The sequence below is a fragment of the Marinobacter caseinilyticus genome (assembly GCF_011074955.1).
Taxonomy (GTDB): domain Bacteria; phylum Pseudomonadota; class Gammaproteobacteria; order Pseudomonadales; family Oleiphilaceae; genus Marinobacter; species Marinobacter caseinilyticus.
Genome location: NZ_WUQJ01000018.1, coordinates 269,185 through 291,181, shown reverse-complemented (window position 1 = coordinate 291,181; position 21,997 = coordinate 269,185). Strand labels below are relative to the sequence as shown.

Sequence of the window (21,997 nt, the reverse complement as noted above, 5' to 3'; positions counted from 1 at the left end):
GCTATGGGAATCCCTGCCCTGAGTCTCCGCATTTGCCTTGTCACCCTGCTGGCAACCGCAGCGCCCGCCCATGCCGACTTGGCCGTACTGCAGTATCACCACATCAGCGACCAGACTCCGGCCTCGACAAGCACCCGGCCTGCCCTCTTTAAAGCCCAACTTGAGATGATTGAGCAACTCAACCTCACCGTCGTGCCGCTTTACACAGGCACCCAACAGGCGCTGGCTGGCAACCTGGCTGACCGAGAACAAGTAGCCATAACCTTTGACGATGCCTATGACTCGGTTTGGCACGAAGCCGCGCCCATACTGCTGGAGAAAAACTACCCCTTTACCGTATTCGTTAATACCGGAGCCGTGGGTCGCAGGGATTACATGACCTGGCCGCAACTCCAGGAGCTGGCCGCCAAACAAGGGGTATCAATCGCCAACCATAGCGAAGATCACGGCCACCTGGCGCAAAAACAGGGTGAATCCAACGAAGCATGGCAATCAAGGATCGCAGCCAGTCTGGACCATGCACAAGCCACCCTGATCAAGAAGTTGAAGACAATTGAGCCCATGCTCGCCTACCCCTACGGTGAATTTGACGACAAACTGGAAAACGCCGTTGCCGACCGCCAGTGGCTGGGTTTCGGGCAACAGTCCGGCCCCATCGGCGCCTCATCCAGCCCCACGAGGCTGCCACGCTTCCCCATGGCCACAAAGTTCGGTCAACTTGACGCATTGAAGAACAAACTGCTCAGCAAGGCCTTACCGGTCGACCCCGGCACCTTACCCAGTGGTGTCATGCAAGAGAATCCCCCGGCGCTGACGCTGGACCTCCCCGACACGCTGACACCTGATCGCCTGACCTGTTTCGCCTCAGGACAGGGGAAAATCGACGATAGTCGTCGCCAAGATCAACGGGTTGTCGTACAGGCAGCGCAACCCTTCGATAGCCGCCGTTTTCGCTACAACTGCACCTATCCGGCAGGCAACGATCGCTATTTCTGGCTATCGCACCAATGGCTGGATTTGAGCCAACCCGAAGACTAGCGCCTTAACTGGCCGGGGCTTCAACTGGTGGGGTAACGCCGAGGTTGATCACGGTTGCATTTCGGTGAGACTGAGCAGGCCCTTGCGCTGGTGTGGGATCGCTCTCGGCCCGCGCCTGGTCTCGATAACCGTTTGAGTGGCCACATCGTCATCGCGGGTAAATACTAGCATCCAGTACTCACCCTGGTTTGGAAACGCAGGAACGAAGGCCTCGATGTAGCCCACCCGATGCCAGCTCTCAGGCCGATAAACTGCGGCGAGATCGGTCACCACCCTAACCGTTCCTAAACGATGATCCAGAAAGGCAATGGATGGAATAAACAGCCCATCCGTATCAAAAGACCGGACTCGCACAACCATACTGGGCGACCCTTCGGCATCGGGTAAGCGAACCAGACGGTAGGGGCTGATTCCGGTCGAAAACCCATGGGTCTCATCGTTTTCATCCACCTCCAGCTCAAACTCTCGCGTCGACGACCACTCTTTGACGTCACCCAATAGCAGCTGTTCACAGCAATGGTTTTGCCATTGCTCGAAGAAAGATACCCCCAGGGCCTCTATGCCCAACACGTCAAAGGCTTCGGTTCGGGACGACGGGGCCGACGATGCCTGCTCGGAGGTCAACTGTGGGCCGAAAACCTGCGCGGGCGTCAATTCAACGGGTTGACGGATGAGACCTTTTTCAACCTCTGATCGGGTATCCGGTCGATAATAGCTGACCCTGAAATTGCCATCGGTGTCGCGCCAGGTGAAATACGGCACTGGATCGCCGGGCCTGAGAAACCCGGACTTCGCAAGTTCGTCACCGTCCGGATAATTTTCGAGAGTGTACTCCGTCTCGGGTTGCGCCACTGCAGGAGTAGTATTCAGCGCTTTGGAGGACGTTTCTTCAGCCGGCGCCCTAAATTCATTACCGGTTGTGTTCTGGGCGCGCTGAGCGGTTGCTTCCAGATCTTCCAGCGAACCCTCATCGCGTCGGATTGGGCTGCTTCGAACCTGACCGCTCTCGTCAACCCAGGTAAAATAGCCTTCTTTGCCCGGCGCATTCTTACTCTCTGTCGTTTGGCAACCCAGCATTAACAACACCAGCCAACCCAGCAACATCAGACGAACACTCAATCCTGCCCCCATGAATACGATCGCCTCCCGTGGTCATGCGCCTCTCTAACAACAACCGTGAGAACGCATCAAAATTTAGTACGAAAACTCAAACCCGCCATCACAACCCGCAGCGATGTTTTAACGTTCAACGCCGCGTAAGGGTTGTAGATAATGTTAGAAATGTTATCGCAGTTTAAGTTGCAACTGGTATTGGCGGGAATGTATTCAACCGAATGCAGGTAGCTGAGGTTCATGTCAATTTCTGTTTTCTTGTCCCAACGGTATCCCATGCCAACGCTGTAAAGTTTAGCGTCGCCAAAAGGTGCCATGACCTGACGCTGATCATCGGGAATGACCGAATCCCGGATTTCAACACCCGCGCGCAGATCAAGACGAGACGTGGCATGAAATTCAGCGCCAAAGCCCCAGTTCCAGACATCTTCGAAACCCAGCGGCAATTTCAGGGTCGTGGGTGTTGCGTTTTCCGGTGACAAAATGCGAGCGGCATTTAGAAATTCCAGGGTTCGATCAAATTCGAGATTAAACGCATCCCATTGGCTGTAGTCAGTCCAGCCAACGTCGGCGTTCAGCGTCAGCTTGGGATGAACATCCACACTGATGCCGGTCTGGAAATGTTGTGGGTAAGTTAAATCCATCGAGACATTGCCGGCCTCCCTCGGTGCGCCGGAGGGCAAGCTCAGAATCGCGGAGCCAATGGCACCGAGGATGGAACTGTTGACGCTCTGCCAGAAACCAGACCAGTCATCCGTGTACTCAATGGAGAATTTGCCCTTCAAGTTCATATCCGCTTCGGACGTATAGCTGGCTCCCCAGGTGAACCAGTCCGTGGGCTCCCAAAGGACACCGAGGGCATAGGTCGGCGAAATGCTCTCCTGAACATCCAGACTCAGCGCGCCAATGTCGTCCCAGGGCCCGACATTGCCCCCACACAAGGCAATCCAGGGCGCCAGTGGCTCGTCACCGGACGAGCAATTGAACGCATCCTGCAGTACTTCGGCTACCCCCAGCAACAGATTCGGGGCCCGCATGAACTGATCGGCCGCTATCGCCATGTGCGATAAGTGGATGCCGGCACCAACCGCCCATTCATCATTAATTTTGTAGCCAATGGTGGGTGACAAGTAGGTGGCGCGCTGCAAAGCCGCTGCCTTGGGCTGATAACGGCCAGGGTCATCGCTGTCTCGCACGAAGCCGGCAACAAAGGGCAGATAAAATGCATTCCCAAAGGTCAGTTTTGACCCCGGCGGATTGATACTGATCCCCGCAGAGGGCGCCAGACCAGGCCCCGGGGGCAACCGCTGAATCCCCACACCGGGGACATAAAGTGCCAGCGTATTGGTGTGACTGTGGGTGTTGGCGACCGGATCGCGCTGCCGCCCTGTCCGTGGATCAATCTCCAGCCCGTCAATACCAAAAATGTTATAGCCTTCCGGGGCATAGAAATCGGCGTCGATGTCCAGATACGCACTGGTCAGGTTCACTTCCAACTGACGACCGTCAAGCTTGGTCAGGCCTGCCGGGTTGTAGTGAATCGCCATAATGCCGGGCGGATCGGCGGTCACCGCATTGCCCAGAGCCAACGCTTTGGGGTGACTGATCAGATTCTGGGCCATCTGCCCGTGCACACCACAGGAAGCGATGGAGGCCGCAACGGCGCCTGCAATGCGTATTTTGTGGTTTAACAATCCCATGAATAACATCCCTTCCCAAATGCCGTCATTGGCGCACATCAATCCTTCAGGCCAGAGATGTTAATAGGTAAGGAGACACCCAGAGAGAAATCCGGTGCGTCTTCGGTCAACCCGATGCCCAGGCTGGTGTTCACGATGGTGGTATCACTGACGCGAGTACCCACCGACATGCTCAGGAAACCGCTCATCTGATCCTGGGCAACAGCCTGACTGCCATCGTTGAAAGACAGCACCGTTTCGTCCGAATAACTCAGTTGCGCAGACACACTCAGCGATACGTCGTACGACAGCGAATAGGCAAAGCCAACGGAGCCCGAAAGTCCAAAACCGGGTTCAACTTCCTGCAAAACACGGCCACCCCGCACTTGATTGAGGTCCTCGACCGGCAAGTTGTAGGCAACACTGGTTGAGCCGAACAGCACCACCGGGTCCAACACCTTGTTAAAACTCGCACCGCCGGACACGGCGTAATACCCGCTGCCAGTGGACAGTTGCCGGTTAATATCAATTTCATAAGGGCTGACACCGGTTTTGGTGGTCAGGGTGCCAAACAACGTACTTGAAATTGTGCCCGGCACATAAGACCAGGGTTGCCACCGTGCGGTAATCGACACGTCGCCAAGATCGTAGACGTTGAGCTCGTCCTGGGTGTCATATTTGACCACCAGTGGCACCCGGGTGCCGATGGTCAGGTTGTCCAGCAAACCGTAATCGTAAGCGAACGCATTGGTAAAGCTGTGGGTGGCCGAAGGCACCACATCGAATTGACGCACCGACCCTCCGGTGATCTGAAGATCTATTCGCTGATCACCCGTATAGGAGTAATCAAAGGAATAATTGAGTGATTGCGAGCCTTTTTTCTGCAGCGAGTAGTTTTTCTCGGCTGCCTGAAAGACTTCTTCCAGCTGGCGCGATGAATCCTCGTCATCCTCTTGCTGAGCAAGTGCCTCCCGTGCCTTATCAACGTTTGAATCCTGTGCCAACCCCACGGCCGGAAGGCCGGCCACGGAACAGAGGAGAAAACCTCGCACTAACCAACGATTCATCCCAGCTCCCTTTTCTACTTGTAATTTGTAAGGCCGAGCATCGTACCCGCCCTGTGATTCAAGGCGCCCTGAGTCCACGCCCAAAGCTACTTATTAAGCACCAGGGCACCTTTATAGAAGCGCCGACCCTGGCGAAGCGCGTTGTTGCGCAGTGTTCGATAATTAACCTGCCGAGCGTTATGCTTCGCCTGAGGCACGCCTGCGGCCTGGGCTTTATCGGCATCAAGAGTTGCTCAGCTGCGTCCTAGTTGCGACGGTAGAACAGCTGCTTCCTGGTGTTTTCGACTGAACCATCGGGGTTGTTTTTTTGCCGCTCAAGCAGGTTCTGTATCCTGCGCTCGGTCGCCTCATGGAACTCAGGGATCCGTTGCAGTGCCAGTAACGTCATCGTCTGATCATCCACATAACGGAGGTCTTCTTCTTTGAGCTCCAGCGCGTCGAACGGTTTTTCACTGCCAGGAAAAACGATGAACAGAACATTGTCGTCCCATTTGTCAGCGAACTGGTTGACTGTAAAGGAAATGTTGCCCACCGAAGGATCGGCCAGGAACACACGATCATCGCGGATCGCACGCAGTACAACGAAGTGTTTGAAGCCCGCGTGCTGGATTGGAACAATCGCCGGATGGTCAAGCTCTTTCAGGTCCTCAATACTCGCCCGAAAGCCACCGGCCGGATAACCCAGCGCCGTCACCAGGCGCTTCATATCAAGCATCGAGAATGCCCGACGTTCAACAATGCGCTCGCTTTCGCCATAGTGCAGCAAGCCCTCCATGACCTGCCGCTCGTCCAGGTTCCGGCCCAGATAGAATTTCAGTACCGTGGTCAGCGCGGCGCTGCCGCAACTGTAGTCGTAAGCCTGGCGTACGATATTTCGGAATTTTTGTTCAACCAGGGGTTCAACACGGATATCGGTACGGAACTCAACAGGGCCACTGTCGATGTCGTGCTCAATGATGATAGAGCCCCGCTGATGAGGCTCGACAACAGTAGCTTCCTGCACCATTGCGAATGTCAGTATCGATCCTGCCAGCACCAGCAACATGATTCGGGGTTTTCCTTATTATCATTCGTCGACTCGATGGCGGGTTCCCGTACCCATGTCTGGCCATGTTTTTATTAGAGGAGACCCGCCAGACCACCGTTACATCTTGTTACGGTAAGATACCGGAATAAGAACGGGCTGAAAGATAACTGTGCCTCAAATCTGTCGGCGCAAAACCGGCCTTGCCAGATCAATTTGAGAACTGGTTCATGGCGTTGCAACCGCGAGGGGTAACCTGCATTAAGATCGACCAAAGTATTTCCGCGGTCATCCACTAGTGAATTGGCGAGCCATGATTTTCTTCACCGTGATGACATTAAGCTATGCTGTATACGAGTGGGGAAGAACGGTTTCTTCAACCTCATCGTCCGCAACAAGGAGAATGATCATGGCAGATCAGGATATGGACAAGCTGCGAACCGAACTATCACAACTGCGCGAGGACATGCACAGCATTACCGAAACGCTGAAAACCATGGCGGCCGATCGCGGTGAGCAAGGCTACAACAAAGTAAAAGACGGCGTTGATCACGCCCGCGACAATGCCAAACAAGCCGGCAAGGCCATTGAACATCAAATAGAAGAGAAACCCTTCAGCAGCGTATTGCTGACTTTCATTATTGGCCTGATTACCGGGCTTCTGGTCCAGTCCCGCCGCTAGGCTTAGACATTATGATGCGCGACACCCTGCTGCAAGCGCTGCTGTCCCTGGCCATTCTGTGTCTATCGCTGTTGGTGGGCATGGTTGGCCTGGGATTTTTAGTGGCGGGATTGTACCTCGCACTTGAGCAACACTGGTTGTCATCGGCCGGGGCCGCTGCCGCAACCGGCTTTGTGCTGTTGTTGCTGACACTGGCGATGCTGGTAGTCTGTCGCTCGCTGGTGCGCTCACCGGCAACCACAGTAGGGCGGTCGCCTCCGGATGAATTATCGGAATGTCTCCGGGATGTCGAAGCCCTCAGCCGATTGGCAAAACATTGGGAAGGCACGCTCAAAAAGCATTATCCACTGGCTGCCGGTGGCGCGTTCGCGACGGGATTTTATCTTGGGGTAAGCCCCAACGCCCGGCATACCCTGGGGCGTGTGCTGTCTGAGATGGCGTTTGATGAGCCCCGTCACAAGACAGAGAAAACATCATCGAAACAAGACAGCTGAGCCCCTGGGTCGTGCCTGATTGTTACGCTTGATATCGAAATTACCCCTACTGCCCCTTCCCTCCTCTTCACCAGCAAACACTCTGCCGGGGTGGCGAATCTGATTGTCCTTAACCGCATTGTTTGCGTCATACGCCAGGCGATGCTGTCAGCCCAACGAGTACAAGATCAACCAGAAAATCTACGACTTCATTGAACACAGTCCGGCTACTGTCGACGGTTTCGAGGAAGCGTAGAACATCCTTGTCGACATCGACAATAATGAGGCGCTGTCCCAGGACGTCCGTGCCCACGAACTGTATTACACGGCACTGACTGAGATTGAGAAAGAGAAGGGTTCAAAAGTGAAAGCCCGCAACTACCTGGCCCGGGTTAAGACGGAGCTCCCTGGCAGGCGCAACGGCAATCTGGTCGAAACGGCTGGGAGCCGAACGGGGCCTCACCGTTGCCAGCAACAAGCCGTTAAAGCCGTAGCCGTAACAGAATCTCCAGTTCGCCATCCGTCAGGTCCACGGGGTTGGTTTTCAGGTTACTGCCACCGGTGGCAGCCACCAGACGGGGAAGGTCGCCGGCTCCAACCCCCATTTCCGACAACCGGGGTATACCACACCGAGCGGTCCAATCGTGCAGCAAGGCCACCAAGTCTGCGCAGGTGGCCTCACCGGCATTCGCCGGGGACAGGAGCCCGGCAACCCGAGCGTATTTCGTCAGGGCAGGATGGTCTGGGGCATTTTCCTGTAGTCGTTGCACGTTCATGTCCGTGCATACCGACAGCATAGTGCCACAGGCTGTCCCGTGGGGAACCGCAAACATCGCGCCCAAGGGAGAGGCGATTGCGTGTACAGACCCTAGCCCGGCCTGAGTCAAACAGATACCCGAGATCATGGCGGCGTAAGCCAACTGAGAATAATCGAGTACCGGGTTCTGTGGGTCGGGTTTAAAGCCTTTCGCAAAGGCACTGAGCCCGTCCAGGGCCAGTGCGTCCGTCAGCACGCTGGCCCGGACCGAGACATAGGATTCGATCAACTGGGTGACCGCGTCCAGCGCATTCGCCAGCATAACTGCCGGCGGACAGCTTTCCAGCAGTTGCGGGTCCACCAGTGCCAGCCGGGCCAGCAGTTGGTCGTTGCGGAAGGATTTCTTGTAGCCGTGTGAGCCAGTCTCGGTGATCACCGCGTTGCGGGTCAGTTCGCTGCCGGTGCCGGCGGTTGTCGGCACCGCCACAAACGGAACCGAGGGTCCCTGGTAACTCTCAGGGTCGCCCACACCCTCCAGCACCGCTTTCACCGGCTGGCGGCAGTTCAGCAAGCCCGCAATGGCCTTGCCTGCATCTAATGCACCGCCACCCCCGATTCCCACCACCACATCGGGGACATGGCTGGTATGATGCCTCACGACATCATCGACCTGAGTAGGGCTAGGTTCTCCACGCACACGGACCAGGCTCCAGCTCATTCCATTCTCGGCCAGCTGCTTCTGCAACAACGGCCAATGGCGGCTGGCCAGAAACGAATGCCCGCCGGTGACCACCATCACCTCCCGGCCAAACGACGACAGCTCCCCGGCCAGACCGGAGAACACCCCGTGACCAAAAACAATTCTCGGTAATGCCCCGATGTTGAAGGGTTGCACAGCAAGTGATGTTCTCGCGCTGTCGTGGGGTGAGATCATTGGGACTGGCTCCGGATGCTGTCGGGGTCGATTGGTCCGGGATTCATAATTACCTCATAGCGTCACTGACCATTGAAACCGTTCATTCATTTCTCGATCAAGTCGGCGTCAGCGAGCGAACAGGGCAAGAGGGATCACCAGTACTGAGGCGTGTATCGTCTGATTTTGACCATCGTGGATAGATTAGGGGCTGGGTTCGGACCGCTGGGTAATTCGGGATGCAAACCAATAACGGGTTGCAAGCCACCGACACGCTTGCGTGTCGGTGGCTTGCCTGGGCGGTTATCCCTCGCGGGCGTCTTCCCAGCTCTTCAGGAGGTCGTTGTAAGGCACGGTTTCGCCCTTTGGCTTTTCATCCGCCAGTTTGGCTTTCGGTGCGCCCGGCTGGTCAAGCCAATAGCTGGCTTCCCGTGGCTCGTTCAGCTTGGGTCCGCAGGTGGCCATCACCTTTGCCCGTTCCAGGCGCATCATGACTTTGTCCTGCGCTTCAGCCAACCCGTCCAGGGCCTTCTGAGGCGTGCTCTCGCCACTGGCAGCCTGGGCAATGTACTGCCACCACAACTGGGCCAGTTTCGGGTAATCGGGCACATTGGTTCCGGTCGGTGACCAGTTCACCCGGTCCGGGCTGCGATAGAACTCAACCAGACCGCCCAGCATGGGTGCGGCATCGGTCATCGCCTGGGAATTGATGTCCGACTCACGAATCGGCGTCAGACCCACCAGGGTTTTCTCCAGGGAAACGGTTTTAGCCACCGTAAACTGGGCGTACAACCACGCCGCAAGACGGCGCTTTTTAGGCGTCGAGTCCAGGAACGTCCAGGAACCCACGTCCTGATAACCCAGTTTCATCCCCTTTTCCCAGTATGGACCATGGGGGGACGGCGCCATCCGCCATTTTGGCGTGCCGTCTTCGTTCACGACCGGCAAGCCCTTCTTGGTCATGCTGGAGGTAAACGCGGTATACCAGAAAATCTGCTGTGCAACATTGCCTTGTGCCGGTACCGGGCCGGCTTCCGAGAACGTCATGCCTTGCGCTTCGGGTGGGGCGTACTTGCGCAACCAATCGACGTACTTTTCGGTGGCGTAGACGGCCGCTGGCCCGTTGGTGGCACCACCACGGGTCACGCTGGAACCCACCGGGTGGCATTCTTCAACCCGAATTCCCCACTCGTCCACCGGTAAGCCGTTTGGCAAGCTTTTGTCCCCTGCCCCTGCCATGGAGAACCAGGCGTCGGTAAAACGCCAGCCCAGGGATGGGTCTTTCTTGCCGTAATCCATGTGGCCATAAACCCGCTGGCCATCAATTTCTTTCACGCCATCGGTAAAGAATTCGGCGATGTCTTCGTAGGCGGACCAGTTGACGGGCACGCCCAGCTCATAACCGTAGGTGTCTTTGAACTGTTTGCGAAGATCGGCGCGTTCAAACCAGTCCGCGCGAAACCAATACAGGTTGGCGAATTGCTGGTCCGGCAGTTGGTAAATCTTGCCGTCGGGGGCCGTGGTGAATTCGAGACCGATGAAGTCGTCCAGATCCAACATCGGGTTAGTAACTGCTTTGCCGTCACCCGCCATCATGTCGGAGATAGGCACCACCTTGCCGTAACGCCAATGCGTACCCACCAGATCCGAATCGTTGACGTAAGCGTCGTAAATATTGCGTCCAGATTGCATCTGGGTCTGCAGCTTCTCGATGACATCACCTTCCTGAATCAGGTTGTGGGTCACCTTAATGCCGGTAATATCCGCAAAAGCCTTGGCCAGCACATTGGACTCATACTCATGAGTTGCAATGGTTTCGGACACCACATTGATTTCCATGCCACGGAACTGTTTCGCGGCTTCGGTAAACCAGGCCATTTCCTTTAGCTGTTCGTCTTGGCTGAGCGTTGACGTTTCAAACTCTTCGGACACCCACTTCTTGGCCGCGTCGGAGTATTGATCCGCGTATGCCTGAAGGCTTAACCCCAGACCTGCGGCGCCCACCGCCACGCTCAGCAATAACGTTTTCGGATACTTATTATTCTTAAACATATCCAACCTCATGTGTATTGTTAGAATTAGGATGACGACTTCGCCGAAACGCGTGCTGTCACATCCGATCTATCTGAACGTCGGTCACCCGCCCGATAGCAGATCGAAAATTAAATGCTCGTTTTCGACCATACAACAAACATTAGTTCGGTTTCGAAAGAACATCAACAACACAGCATTCTCAACCGAATAGTTCCACTTCAGCTCATTTCCCTCTTTCACTTCACCCCCAGCGCAATAAAATGGCGAGCCAGACCACCGAAATTGCCAGGGCAATCCAGAGACTGAGTTCACTCAATCCCAGAAACAGCAAATGTATGTAGGCGGCCATTAGCAGGCCGATAAACAACCGGTCACCCCGGGTTGTCGCAATGGGCAAAAACCCCTTGCGCTCGGTACACGGTGAGATCACTTCATAGACGGTCATCACCAGAAGAATGGCGGCAATTACCGCAAAGAAAATAGCGACCGGTAAGGTCCATGACATCCAGGCAATCATAATCGACCTCCTTTACACGCGGCCGAGGGCAAAGCCCGTGGCAACATGATTACGAACAAACCAGATCACCAACAGACCTGGAATAATGGTCAGCACCCCGGCCGCAGACAGCACGCCCCAATCGATGCCACTGGCACCCACCGTACGGGTCATGATCGCGCCGATTGGCTGGGCATCCACCGAAGTCAGGGTGCGGGCCAGCAGCAACTCCACCCACGAAAACATAAAGGCAAAGAACGCGGTGACCCCAATACCCGAACGAATCATCGGTATGAAGATTTTGATGAAAAATTTCGGAAAGCTGTAGCCGTCGATATAGGCCATTTCGTCGTATTCTCTGGGCACCCCGGAAATAAACCCTTCCAGTATCCAGACCGCCAACGGCACGTTGAATAAACAGTGCGCCAGGGCCACTGCGATGTGGGTATCGAATAAACCGATGGAGGAATACAACTGAAAGAACGGCAACAGGAAAACCGCCGGCGGTGCCATACGATTACTGAGCAACCAGAAGAACAGGTGTTTGTCGCCAACGAACTTGTAACGACTGAACGCATACGCTGCGGGTAACGCAACCACTAATGTGATCACCACGTTGATCGACACGTAGATCATTGAGTTAATGTAACCGGAATACCAGCTGGGATCGGTAAAAATAGTCGCGTAGTTGGCCAGCGTGAAAGTCTCCGGCCACAAGGTCAACGAACTCAAAATCTCCTGATTGGTCTTGAAGGACATGTTCAGTAACCAATAGATCGGTGCCAGAACAAACAGGATATAAACGGTGATACCAAAGCCTTTACGTTTACTCATGGTCATGACCAGGCCCTCACTTTTGCTTGTCGAGGTGGGTAATGGCGGTAAAGAACAGCCATGACACCAACAACACAATCAGGAAATAGATCAACGAGAACGCGGCGGCACGTCCGATATCGAATTGCCCTATCGCCATGGTCGTCAAAGTCTGACTTAGAAAGGTGGTGGAACTGCCCGGGCCACCACCCGTCAGCACAAACGGCTCGGTGTAAATCATGAAGCTGTCCATGAATCGCAATAGCACCGCAATCACCAGCACACTCTTTAAACGGGGCAACTGGATGTAGCGGAAGACGGCCCACTTTGACGCACGGTCGATTTCGGCGGCCTGGTAAAACGCCTCGGGAATGGCCCGGAGACCGGAATAGCACAGCAAGGCCACCAGTGGTGTCCAATGCCACACATCCATCAACAACACCGTGGCCCAGGCGTCCGCGGTGCTGGCGGTGTAGTTGTAATCCATACCTAGTTCGTTCAGGCCCCAGCCAAACAGGCCAATGTCGCCCCGACCGAAGATCTGCCAGATGGTGCCCACGACGTTCCAGGGAATCAGCAGCGGAATGGCCAAGAGAATCAGGCACAGCGAAGCCTTTTTGCCTGAGGTCGGCATCATCAGCGCGACACCGATTCCCAGAGGGATCTGAATCAGCAAGACCGCACCGGAAAACACGAATTGCCGAATCAGGGAATCCTGGAGCCGGTCGTCACGCAACACCTCCCGGAACCAGTCGGTGCCTACAAAATAGGCATTGTTGGGCCCGAAAATATCCTGCACTGAGTAATTGACGACGGTCATCAATGGGATGAGTGCGGAGAAGGCCACCAAAATAAAAACCGGCAGCACCAGCCACCAGGCTTTGTTGTTGGTTACTTTGTTCATGCGTCCTGCTCCTCTACCAGGAATTCATCGATGTACAGTTTCAGCCACTGGGGCGGAAAACCCACGTACACGGTATCCCCGGCGATCTCATGGTCCTCGTCAACCCGAGCCAGAATGGCCTGGGAACCCAATTGCAGCGACACAATCTTGTAGGTACCGAGGTCTTCCACATCTTTGACCTTGCACTTAAAGGTATCGTCCGAGGGCTGGTTGGAGACGTGGAGAAACTCTGGACGAATGCCGATTTTCAGATTCTGCGACGGGGAATGTTCGGTGGCCCGCTGCTGCACCTGACTCAGTGCAACAGTGAAGTCATCGAACCGGACCCCTCCGCTCACTCGTTCAACGTCGATCAGGTTCATGCCCGGACTGCCGATGAAATACCCGACAAAGGTATGGTTGGGGCGTTCGAAAAGTTCCCGGGGAGTGCCAAACTGGACGATCTGGCCTTCGTACATCACGGCGATCTTGTCGGCGAAGGTAGACGCCTCCAACTGATCGTGGGTGACATACACCATGGTGATATTGAACTGCTCGTGAATCTGCTTGAGCTTGCGACGGAGTTTCCACTTCAACTGAGGGTCTATCACGGTGAGCGGTTCATCAAACAGAATCGCTGACACGTCGTCGCGCACCAGGCCTCGTCCCATGGACACTTTCTGCTTCTCGTCGGCGGTCAGGTTTTTGGCCTTGTTGTGCAGCACTTCACCGAGTTCAAGAATGGCGGCTATTTCATCCACCTTGGCCTGGATCTTAGCCTTTGGCATACCTGCATTGCGCAGGGGAAAAGCCAGGTTGTCGTACACCGTCATGGAGTCATAGATCACCGGGAACTGGAACACCTGAGCGATATTGCGGTCCTTCGGCGACAGCTCGTTTACTTTCACGTTGTCGAACAGCACCTCGCCTTCGGACGGCGCCAACAGGCCCGAGATGATATTCAACATGGTGCTCTTGCCGCAGCCTGACGGCCCAAGCAAGGCATAAGCGCCGCCTTTGTGCCACACGTGGCTCATCTGGCGAATGGCGTAATCTTCGGGGCCCGAAGGGGTTTTGCTGTAACTGTGCGCCAATGAATTTAATTGTATTTCAGCCATGGCCACTTACTCCCTGGTCAAACGCGATGGGGCATGAACAAGGCTGCCGTCGTGCCCGAAGACAAACAGTTTGCTGATCGGCAGATAAACCTTGATCGGAGTGTCGGTGTGGTATTCGTGCACTCCCATCAATTGCAGCACCAGCTCGAAGTGATTGTTGGTCACATGCATGAAGGTTTCCGATCCGCTGATTTCACCCAGCTCTACCGTCATGGCGAGCTCAAGATCATCGTCGTTTTGTGGTACCAGGCTGATATGGCTGGGGCGAATGCCAAACCGGAACTCACCCGGACTGAGACGTTCCAGTTCGCGGGTCAGGGGGTGATGGGCGCACTCGTCGAAGGTCACTTCGGTCGCGGTCACCCGGCCATCGATCAAGTTAATCGGGGGTTCGCTGAACAGTTCTGCCGCCGTCACATTGACGGGCTGGCGATAAACCGACATGACCGGACCGGATTGGATGATCCGGCCTTCATGAAGCAGCGTCGTAACGCCGCCCAGGGCGAGTGCTTCGTTGGCTTCGGTCGAGGCATAGACCGCAATGCAGTTGCGCTCTTTGAACAGGTCACGCAACTCGGCTCGCAACTCTTCCCGCAGTTTGTAATCCAGGTTGACCAGCGGTTCATCAAACAGAATCAGGCTGGCGTCTTTCACCAGTGCTCTGGCCATGGCTGTGCGCTGCTGCTGCCCCCCGGAAAGCTCCAATGGATATCGCTTGAGCAATGGCTCAATCCGAAGCATCGCGGCGGTTTCCTGGACCCGGCGGTCTATTTCGTTTTCTGGCAGCTTGGCAATGCGAAGGGGCGAGGCAATATTTTCCCGAACGGTCAGGTTCGGATAGTTGATGAATTGCTGGTAGATCATGGAGATGTTGCGGCGCTGGACCGATTCGTCGGTCACATCCCGATCGTCCACCAGTATCCGACCTTCTGTTGGTTTATCGAGCCCGGCCATTAACCTCATCAACGAGGTCTTACCGGCCAGAGTCCGACCCAGCAAGACGTTGAATGACCCGGCTTCGAACGTAATGTTCGCACCGTCAATATGGGGTACGCCATCCACCACACGGGAAACATTTTCCAGTGTTAACGACATAGATCTGGTCCTTGTTTTTATTCTGGACATGCCCTTGTGCGATTATTATTTTAAAGCCTGCACACCGGCATCAAGTTCGCTTGCGAATCAAATAAGGCAATGAACATACCAAAAACACAAGAACCCCTGACCTATATTTATATCTTTTTGTTTTAGATGATTTATTTTTTTATTTCCGACTTTTCTTTAACAACAATCATGTTCGGTTACGAATTTATTTGATCAATATGAACATTGACATTCACAGTTGGTGAACACAATACTGAACACTCAGCAGCCGTCTTCGCCATCCGAAATAAACAACAACGCATAAAACGAACATGGGAACACACACGGTGAGCAGCGCTTCAAGGAAACGAGAATTTGCCGACGTTATTGCCGCCTCATGGGATCGCTGCCGGGCGTTTGGGCTGTCGCATAATAGCCAACCACAGCCTACGCCCCTTGATCAAACAGCATGGGCGCACCTGAAGGATCAGCACAAGCTCCTGGTGGAGACCACCGAATGCGAGGTCCTGCCCTACTACGAGAACATTCTGTCCAACAGCAAGTGCCTTATTTTACTGGCCGATCATCAGGGCCGGGTTCTTAACAGCTGGGGGGACCAGCGCTTTATTGACGCTGATAAAAAGTCTTTCTTGCAGGCGGGCACCAGCTGGCTGGAACGGACCAACGGCACTAACGCCATTGGCACCTCCATCGCCTGTGGCCACGCGGTGCAGATACAACGCAACGAGCACTTCCTCAAGGCACATCGTTACATGATCGGGTCTGCCTCCCCTATCTTCGATGTGGCCCGTCACCTGATCGGCGTGCTGAATGTGTCGAGTGACGCCTATCTGCCCCAGGCCCATACGCTCGGCATGGTAAAACTGATGTCGCAGTCGGTGGAGAACCGGCTTCTGATCAAAAACTTTGGCGATGAACACTTTTTGCTGACCTTTCATACCAATGCCGACAATCTGGACAGCCAGTGGTCCGGGGTGATTGCGTTCGATGCCAACAACACCATTGTTGCCGCTAACCGCAGAGCCGAAGCGCTATTGAAAACCGCTTTGAAACAACGGCAGATGACGGACGTCTTTGCCTGCAATGATTCGCCTCTGAATGAGCAACCGGACCTTGTTTCGCTGTCACTGAAAAGCCATCTGAATCAGAATCTTTACGGGATTTTGCGCCGGCCAAATCAGGACTTGAAACGGCCCGTTACGGCCCTGGAAACACCGAGCCCGCTGTCGTCCGTCAAGAGACCCGGGCCGACCACCCCCATACGGCTGCAGGATATCGAGTTTGGCGATCCGGCCATGAAACGCTGCATAGAACAGACGTCCCGGGTGATCGACAAAGATATCCCAATTCTGATTCACGGTGACACCGGTGTGGGCAAGGAGGTTTTGGTAAAAGCACTGCACCGTTCCAGTAATCGCCGTGAGCACCCAGTGGTGGCCGTGAATTGCGCCGCCATTCCGGCAGAACTGGTCGAGTCAGAGCTGTTTGGTTATGAAAAAGGGGCCTTTACCGGCGCCAATACCCGTGGTGCTATGGGGCTCATTCGAAAAGCGCATCGCGGTGTGCTGTTTCTCGATGAGATTGGCGAAATGCCGCTTCAGGCCCAGGCGCGGCTGCTTCGTGTCCTGCAGGAACGGGAAGTCACACCACTCGGCTCCACCGAAACCTACCCTGTGGACATTCGGCTGATTTGCGCGACCAATCGCTCACTGCGCGTTCAGGTCGACCAGGGTCGTTTTCGGCAGGATTTGTTCTATCGGGTCAGCGGCCTGAGTGTTGGCCTGCCGACCTTGAGCAACCGCACCGACCGCCGACAAATATTTTGCCAGATCCACGCCCGCTATCGGGAGCCCGACCAGGTGACCTCGTTACCGGACAGCATACTGGACCTGTTTGAGCGGCACCCATGGCCGGGCAATATCCGGCAACTGATAAACGTGGTGCAGGTGGCGCTTGCAATGGCGGACAAAGACCCGATTAACATGTGGCACCTGCCGGATGATTTTTTGAGGGAGGTTGGTGCCCCGTCGCAGTCCCCGCTTGCCGAGACAAAGACGGTCGTCGACGGCGAGCCTGCTATCTCGAAACCGCACCCGGACAACCTGCTTGAGATCTACAGCCACTACCAGGGCAATGTTTCAAAAACCGCAAGGTACCTCGGCGCCAGCCGAAACACGGTATACAAGCGCCTGCGGGAACTGGGCGCCCGCTAACACCAGGAACACGGCCGGAAACAATCGGCCGTGGATGGTTTGTGAGTCAGTGACTCTGGAGTCGGTTCACCGCCTGAACCCAGCCCTCGTAGAGCGCATCCCGCTTGTCCTTGACCATCTCCGGCTCGAACCGTCGGTCATGCTGCCAGTGCTTCTCCAGCGCCTCCAGTGAATCAAACACGCCCACTCTGAGGCCCGCCAGATAGGCGACACCCAAGGCTGTGGTTTCAATCATTTTGGGTCGGTCGACGGTGGCGCCCAGGATGTCCGCCAAAAATTGCAGCACCCAATTATTGGCCACCATGCCGCCATCCACCCGCAAGGCCGTGGGTCTTAACCCATCCCGCTCCATCGCTTTCTGAAGGTCTTTCGTTTGATAGCACACCGATTGCAGCCCGGCCGTCACAATTTCTTTGATGCCAGTGTCACGGGTCAGTCCAAAAATCGCACCACGGGCATTGGGGTCCCAATATGGGGCGCCCAACCCGGTAAAGGCGGGCAACAGATAGACACCATGATCCACCGGAGTCTGCTCCGCCAGCGGTTCACAGTCACCGGCCATGTTGATCAGTTTAAGACCGTCTCGTAGCCACTGGATGGCGGCGCCAGCGATAAAAATACTGCCTTCCAAGGCGTACGTTGGCACGCCATCAAGACGGTATGCGACCGTCGTCAATAATCGATGCTCCGACACCAATGCCTGAGAGCCAGTGTTCAGTATTAAAAAGCAGCCGGTGCCGTAAGTGCTTTTCGCCATACCCTCCCGAAAGCAGGTTTGCCCGAACAGTGCTGCCTGTTGGTCCCCGGCAACACCGCATACCGGTATTGGCGCACCCAGCAACGCCGAATCGACAGTGCCAAAGTCGTCGGAAGAATCTTTCACTTGCGGTAACAGTTCTGCAGGGATTTCAAACAACTCAAGCAATTCCTCATCCCACTGCTGTTGATGGATGTTAAACAGCATCGTGCGCGAGGCGTTCGTGGCATCGGTACAGTGTGACCTGCCCCCGGTGAGTCGCCACAACAAAAAGCAATCCACGGTACCAAAGGCCAGCTCACCTTGCGCGGCGCGTTCGCGGCTGCCCGGTACCTGATTCAGAATCCAGCGTATTTTGGTGGCGGAAAAGTATGGATCAATCAGCAGCCCAGTTTTGCTGTTGATCATTGGCTCCAAACCCTTATCCTGCAGCGCCTCACAATAATCCGCCGTGCGACGGTCCTGCCACACAATGGCCGGATAAATTGGTGCACCGGTTTTCCGGTCCCAGACTATCGACGTTTCACGTTGGTTGGTAATGCCGGCTGCGATAATTTGAGAGGCCGCAATGTCGCCCTTGGCAATGACCTCCTGGCAGGTTTCCAGAACCGACGTCCAGATATCTTCCGGATCATGCTCGACCCAACCGCTGTGAGGAAAATGCTGGGGAAATTCCCGCTGGCTGACGGCATGGATCTCACCGGATTCGGTGAAAAGAATGGCCCGGGAACTGGTCGTACCTTGATCAATAGCAAGAATATAGCGCGTCATGGTGCCTGCCTTACAATGAGTATCTTCTTATTTGTTCGTAGTTTTACTAATCTGATCATAGAATCCAAGTTATTTTTCGCTTTTTACGGATTCAGCGAAAATACCTGCTCGTAATTGCAAATACTATTGACTCTAACAGGTTTAAACTATTTCATTGATCTCGCAACGGTCTGATTTTTCGCGATATCATAATGTTCCGAGCCTGTTTGAGCACGATGATTGCGAACACAGAAAATCGGCCACCGGCGTTCTAACGAATCCCCATCGTTCCGGTCGCACCTCAGAGGTACAAACACATGGCACAGCGGCACAGGCAAGAGCTGATCATTGAGCTGATACAGAAGAACGGTTTTGTAACGACCGAGCAACTTGTGGAGCATTTTCAGGTCACTCCGCAAACGATCCGACGTGATTTGAACCAGTTGGCCAAGCAGAGCATGGTTCGTCGGCATCATGGCGGCGCTGGTATCGATTCAAGCACGGTAAACACCGCTTATCAGGCCCGCAAAATCATGGAGCTTGAAGCCAAAGAGCACATCGCGGAAGCGCTGGTCAAAATCATTCCCGACAATTCATCACTGTTCATAAACATTGGCACCACCACGGAAACCATCGCCCGTGCGCTGCTGAACCACAACAACCTCCGAGTGGTTACCAACAATCTTCATGTCGCTTCTATTCTTTCCGCACGAGAGGACTTCAATGTCATTATCGCCGGTGGCGAAGTCCGTAACCGTGACGGCGGTATCGTCGGCGAAGCCACGCGGGACTTCATTAACCAGTTTAAGATGGATTTTGGCATTATCGGCATCAGCGGCATTCACAGCGATGGCTCACTGCTCGATTTCGATTATCGGGAAGTCCGCGTCGCCCAGACCATCATTGCCAACTCCGGTCAGGTTCTGCTGGCCGCAGACCACTCGAAATTCGGCCGCAACGCAATGGTGAGGCTGGGCGATATCACCCAGGCTGACCACTTCTTCACCGACCAAACTCCCCCGGCCGAAATACTGCAAATGCTGAAAGAGCACGCCGTTGAACTCCACATCGTCTGAGCCTGCCTTGCTGGATTGATTGGCTCTTCGGCGCCCTGTGACTGAGCCGGCACTGTGAGTTCCCGTCAATCCTGCCCGTCGTGGGGCTGCTGCTGTCTTGCTCACTGTGATGCCAGCAGCGTCCGCACTCTTATCATTACTCTTGTCAGTACTCTTATTGGAACTCGCTTCAACATTCTTCTCAGCGTTCTTATTAACGCCCGCATTGGCGTTCGACGCCGCGTTCCCTGCACCGGAACCCCCTTGGGCCAGCCGACCACCGACTGAGAATGACCGCCACAGTTGTGGGTGACAGCTCCCTTTGTGTTGGCTACACCCACCTTCGGTTCACGTTCACAGTATTTCTAAAATGTTCGTTTTATTTGTTTTGTTTTCCTTTACGAATTCAGATTCTTTTCGCATAATGGTTTTTAAACAGTGACGACACACTTTCCGAACGCACCCAGGCAATCCGCAGCGATTGCCTTATGTTCCGCCTGGAGACGGTAATACATGACTTCTGAACACAAAATCGTCGACCTCATGGTGGTGGGTGGCGGCGTCAACGGTACCGGCATTGCAATGGATGCGGCAGGCCGCGGCCTGAGTGTTATTCTCTGTGAAATGAACGACCTGGCATCAGCAACCTCGTCCAACAGTAGCAAGTTGATTCATGGCGGACTGCGCTATCTTGAACATTATGAATTCAACCTGGTTCGCAAAGCCCTGGCAGAACGCGAATCGTTGCTCAAAAATGCGCCTCACATCATGTGGCCGATGCGCTTCCGCCTGCCACACCAGTCTCATCTGCGTCCGGCCTGGATGATACGAACCGGACTGTTCCTGTATGACCACCTGGCCAAACGTGAACTCCTGGCCGGCTCCAACAGCATTCGCTTCACTCCCGACGGCCCATTGGTGGACGACATCGTAAAAGGGTTCGAGTACTCCGACGGCTGGGTAGACGATGCTCGCCTGGTCGTGCTGACCGCGAAAGCGGCTGAGACAAAAGGCGCTCAGATTAAAACGCGGACACGGTGTGTGAAAGCGACCCGTGACGGTCAGCTGTGGAATATAACGCTGGAAGATCAGCGCACCGGCGAACGCCAGTCCTATCATTGCAGGGCGCTGGTGAATGCCGCCGGACCCTGGGTAAGCAGCCTCTTCAGTGACACCATGACGATTCCCTCCCCCAAACAGATTCGAATGGTAAAAGGCAGTCACATTGTGGTGCCCAAAATTCACAACGAGCCGGAGGCGTACATTCTGCAAAATGCCGACGATCGCATTATCTTTGTCATTCCCTACGAGGATGACTTCTCGTTGATTGGAACGACCGATGTGGAGTACGAAGGCGATCCGAAGAAAGCCGTCATTTCACCGGAAGAAACCGATTACCTGTGCTCGATTGTGAATCATCATTTCAAGCACAAGATCACCCCCGCGGATGTGGTCTGGTCCTACTCGGGCGTTCGGCCATTGATGGATGATGAGCACGGGGCCGCGCAAAAGGCATCGCGGGATTACACCTTTGAAGTGGATGGGGGTAAGACCGACGCCCCGTTGATCTCGGTGTTCGGCGGCAAAATCACCACTTACCGCAAACTGGCGGAAGCCGCCACCGATCGCATTTGTCGCTTTTTCCCCGAGGCGGGCCCGGAGTGGACAAAACATGCCCCCCTGCCGGGCGGAGATTTCAGCGAACAAGCCGCTCTGTTGGACGCCTTAAAAGCCGAGTACCGGTGGCTGCCTGACGATCTGGCCAAGCGCTACGTCCGCACCTATGGCACCAAAAGCTACGACATTTTAATCGGCCGCACATCGACTGAGAGTCTGGGCCAGCATTTTGGCGCCAATCTTTACGAGTGCGAGGTCCGGTATCTGGTTGAGCACGAATGGGCAATAAGCGCGGAAGATATTGTCTGGCGACGAACCAAGATTGGCCTACGTCTCAAGGATGCCGACGTCAAGAACTTGCAGGCCTTCCTGGATACCTTTGACTAACGCTGTATACAACGCATGGCTTGC

Annotated in this window: 18 protein-coding genes; 6 read left to right on the top strand and 12 right to left on the bottom strand. The window is 54.9% G+C overall.

Annotation, left to right across the window (positions count from 1 at the left end; translation table 11 throughout):
* Positions 1 to 3: 3 nt before the first annotated feature.
* The gene (locus tag GRX64_RS08090; protein ID WP_166265759.1) at positions 4 to 1,038 is read left to right on the top strand and encodes a polysaccharide deacetylase family protein; all 1,035 of its coding nucleotides are present in this window, start codon (positions 4 to 6) and stop codon (positions 1,036 to 1,038) included.
* A 48-nt stretch (positions 1,039 to 1,086) separates the two neighbouring features.
* On the opposite strand, the gene GRX64_RS08085 is transcribed toward GRX64_RS08090, so the two are convergent.
* The 4 genes from GRX64_RS08085 to GRX64_RS08070 all read right to left on the bottom strand — a co-directional run bounded on the left by GRX64_RS08085 (position 1,087) and on the right by GRX64_RS08070 (position 5,942).
* Positions 1,087 to 2,157 carry a MalM family protein gene (locus GRX64_RS08085; RefSeq protein WP_235937567.1) on the bottom strand — a complete coding sequence of 357 codons (1,071 nt, stop codon included), beginning with the start codon at positions 2,155 to 2,157 and terminating at the stop codon, positions 1,087 to 1,089.
* Positions 2,158 to 2,225: 68 nt separating this feature from the next.
* A complete protein-coding gene (locus tag GRX64_RS08080; RefSeq protein ID WP_166265753.1) occupies positions 2,226 to 3,851 on the bottom strand; it encodes an OmpP1/FadL family transporter in 1,626 nt (541 codons plus the stop codon).
* A gap of 38 nt (positions 3,852 to 3,889) precedes the next feature.
* On the bottom strand, positions 3,890 to 4,897 hold the full coding sequence (locus GRX64_RS08075; RefSeq protein WP_166265750.1) for a transporter: 1,008 nt from the start codon (positions 4,895 to 4,897) through the stop codon (positions 3,890 to 3,892).
* A 244-nt stretch (positions 4,898 to 5,141) separates the two neighbouring features.
* A complete protein-coding gene (locus GRX64_RS08070; protein WP_166265747.1) occupies positions 5,142 to 5,942 on the bottom strand; it encodes a C39 family peptidase in 801 nt (266 codons plus the stop codon).
* Positions 5,943 to 6,330: 388 nt separating this feature from the next.
* Here GRX64_RS08070 and GRX64_RS08065 point away from each other — a divergent pair, with 388 nt between their 5' ends.
* Both GRX64_RS08065 and GRX64_RS08060 read left to right on the top strand, forming a co-directional pair.
* The gene (locus tag GRX64_RS08065) at positions 6,331 to 6,603 is read left to right on the top strand and encodes a DUF883 domain-containing protein (protein WP_166265744.1); all 273 of its coding nucleotides are present in this window, start codon (positions 6,331 to 6,333) and stop codon (positions 6,601 to 6,603) included.
* 11 nt (positions 6,604 to 6,614) lie between these two features.
* Positions 6,615 to 7,097, top strand: coding sequence for a hypothetical protein (locus tag GRX64_RS08060; protein ID WP_166265741.1), 483 nt, complete (start codon positions 6,615 to 6,617; stop codon positions 7,095 to 7,097).
* Positions 7,098 to 7,558: 461 nt separating this feature from the next.
* On the opposite strand, the gene GRX64_RS08055 is transcribed toward GRX64_RS08060, so the two are convergent.
* From GRX64_RS08055 to GRX64_RS08025, 7 genes are all read right to left on the bottom strand, one after another.
* Complete coding sequence (locus GRX64_RS08055) at positions 7,559 to 8,767, bottom strand: iron-containing alcohol dehydrogenase (RefSeq protein ID WP_166265738.1); 1,209 nt, start codon at positions 8,765 to 8,767, stop codon at positions 7,559 to 7,561.
* Between the two features lie 282 nt (positions 8,768 to 9,049).
* The gene (locus GRX64_RS08050) at positions 9,050 to 10,798 is read right to left on the bottom strand and encodes an ABC transporter substrate-binding protein (protein ID WP_166265735.1); all 1,749 of its coding nucleotides are present in this window, start codon (positions 10,796 to 10,798) and stop codon (positions 9,050 to 9,052) included.
* 223 nt (positions 10,799 to 11,021) lie between these two features.
* Positions 11,022 to 11,297, bottom strand: coding sequence for a DUF2160 domain-containing protein (locus tag GRX64_RS08045; RefSeq protein ID WP_166265732.1), 276 nt, complete (start codon positions 11,295 to 11,297; stop codon positions 11,022 to 11,024).
* A gap of 12 nt (positions 11,298 to 11,309) precedes the next feature.
* Positions 11,310 to 12,110 (bottom strand): carbohydrate ABC transporter permease, encoded by an 801-nt coding sequence (locus tag GRX64_RS08040; RefSeq protein ID WP_207308754.1) that lies wholly within the window; start codon positions 12,108 to 12,110, stop codon positions 11,310 to 11,312.
* 16 nt (positions 12,111 to 12,126) lie between these two features.
* Complete coding sequence (locus GRX64_RS08035; RefSeq protein WP_166265726.1) at positions 12,127 to 12,993, bottom strand: carbohydrate ABC transporter permease; 867 nt, start codon at positions 12,991 to 12,993, stop codon at positions 12,127 to 12,129.
* Entirely contained in the window at positions 12,990 to 14,090 is a 1,101-nt protein-coding gene (locus tag GRX64_RS08030) for an ABC transporter ATP-binding protein (RefSeq protein ID WP_166265723.1), read from the bottom strand. The genes GRX64_RS08035 and GRX64_RS08030 overlap by 4 nt, the downstream gene beginning before the upstream one ends.
* Positions 14,091 to 14,096: 6 nt before the next feature.
* Positions 14,097 to 15,185 carry an ABC transporter ATP-binding protein gene (locus GRX64_RS08025; protein ID WP_166265720.1) on the bottom strand — a complete coding sequence of 363 codons (1,089 nt, stop codon included), beginning with the start codon at positions 15,183 to 15,185 and terminating at the stop codon, positions 14,097 to 14,099.
* A gap of 335 nt (positions 15,186 to 15,520) precedes the next feature.
* Here GRX64_RS08025 and GRX64_RS08020 point away from each other — a divergent pair, with 335 nt between their 5' ends.
* On the top strand, positions 15,521 to 17,407 hold the full coding sequence (locus GRX64_RS08020) for a sigma-54-dependent Fis family transcriptional regulator (RefSeq protein WP_235937566.1): 1,887 nt from the start codon (positions 15,521 to 15,523) through the stop codon (positions 17,405 to 17,407).
* Between the two features lie 46 nt (positions 17,408 to 17,453).
* On the opposite strand, the gene glpK is transcribed toward GRX64_RS08020, so the two are convergent.
* The gene (gene glpK, locus GRX64_RS08015) at positions 17,454 to 18,935 is read right to left on the bottom strand and encodes a glycerol kinase GlpK (protein ID WP_166265714.1); all 1,482 of its coding nucleotides are present in this window, start codon (positions 18,933 to 18,935) and stop codon (positions 17,454 to 17,456) included.
* Positions 18,936 to 19,231: 296 nt separating this feature from the next.
* On the opposite strand from glpK, the gene GRX64_RS08010 reads away from it, so the two are divergent.
* Together GRX64_RS08010 and glpD are read left to right on the top strand one after the other, a co-directional pair.
* On the top strand, positions 19,232 to 19,990 hold the full coding sequence (locus GRX64_RS08010; RefSeq protein WP_166265711.1) for a DeoR/GlpR family transcriptional regulator: 759 nt from the start codon (positions 19,232 to 19,234) through the stop codon (positions 19,988 to 19,990).
* 492 nt (positions 19,991 to 20,482) lie between these two features.
* A complete protein-coding gene (gene glpD / locus GRX64_RS08005) occupies positions 20,483 to 21,973 on the top strand; it encodes a glycerol-3-phosphate dehydrogenase (protein ID WP_166265708.1) in 1,491 nt (496 codons plus the stop codon).
* Positions 21,974 to 21,997 lie beyond the last annotated feature (24 nt).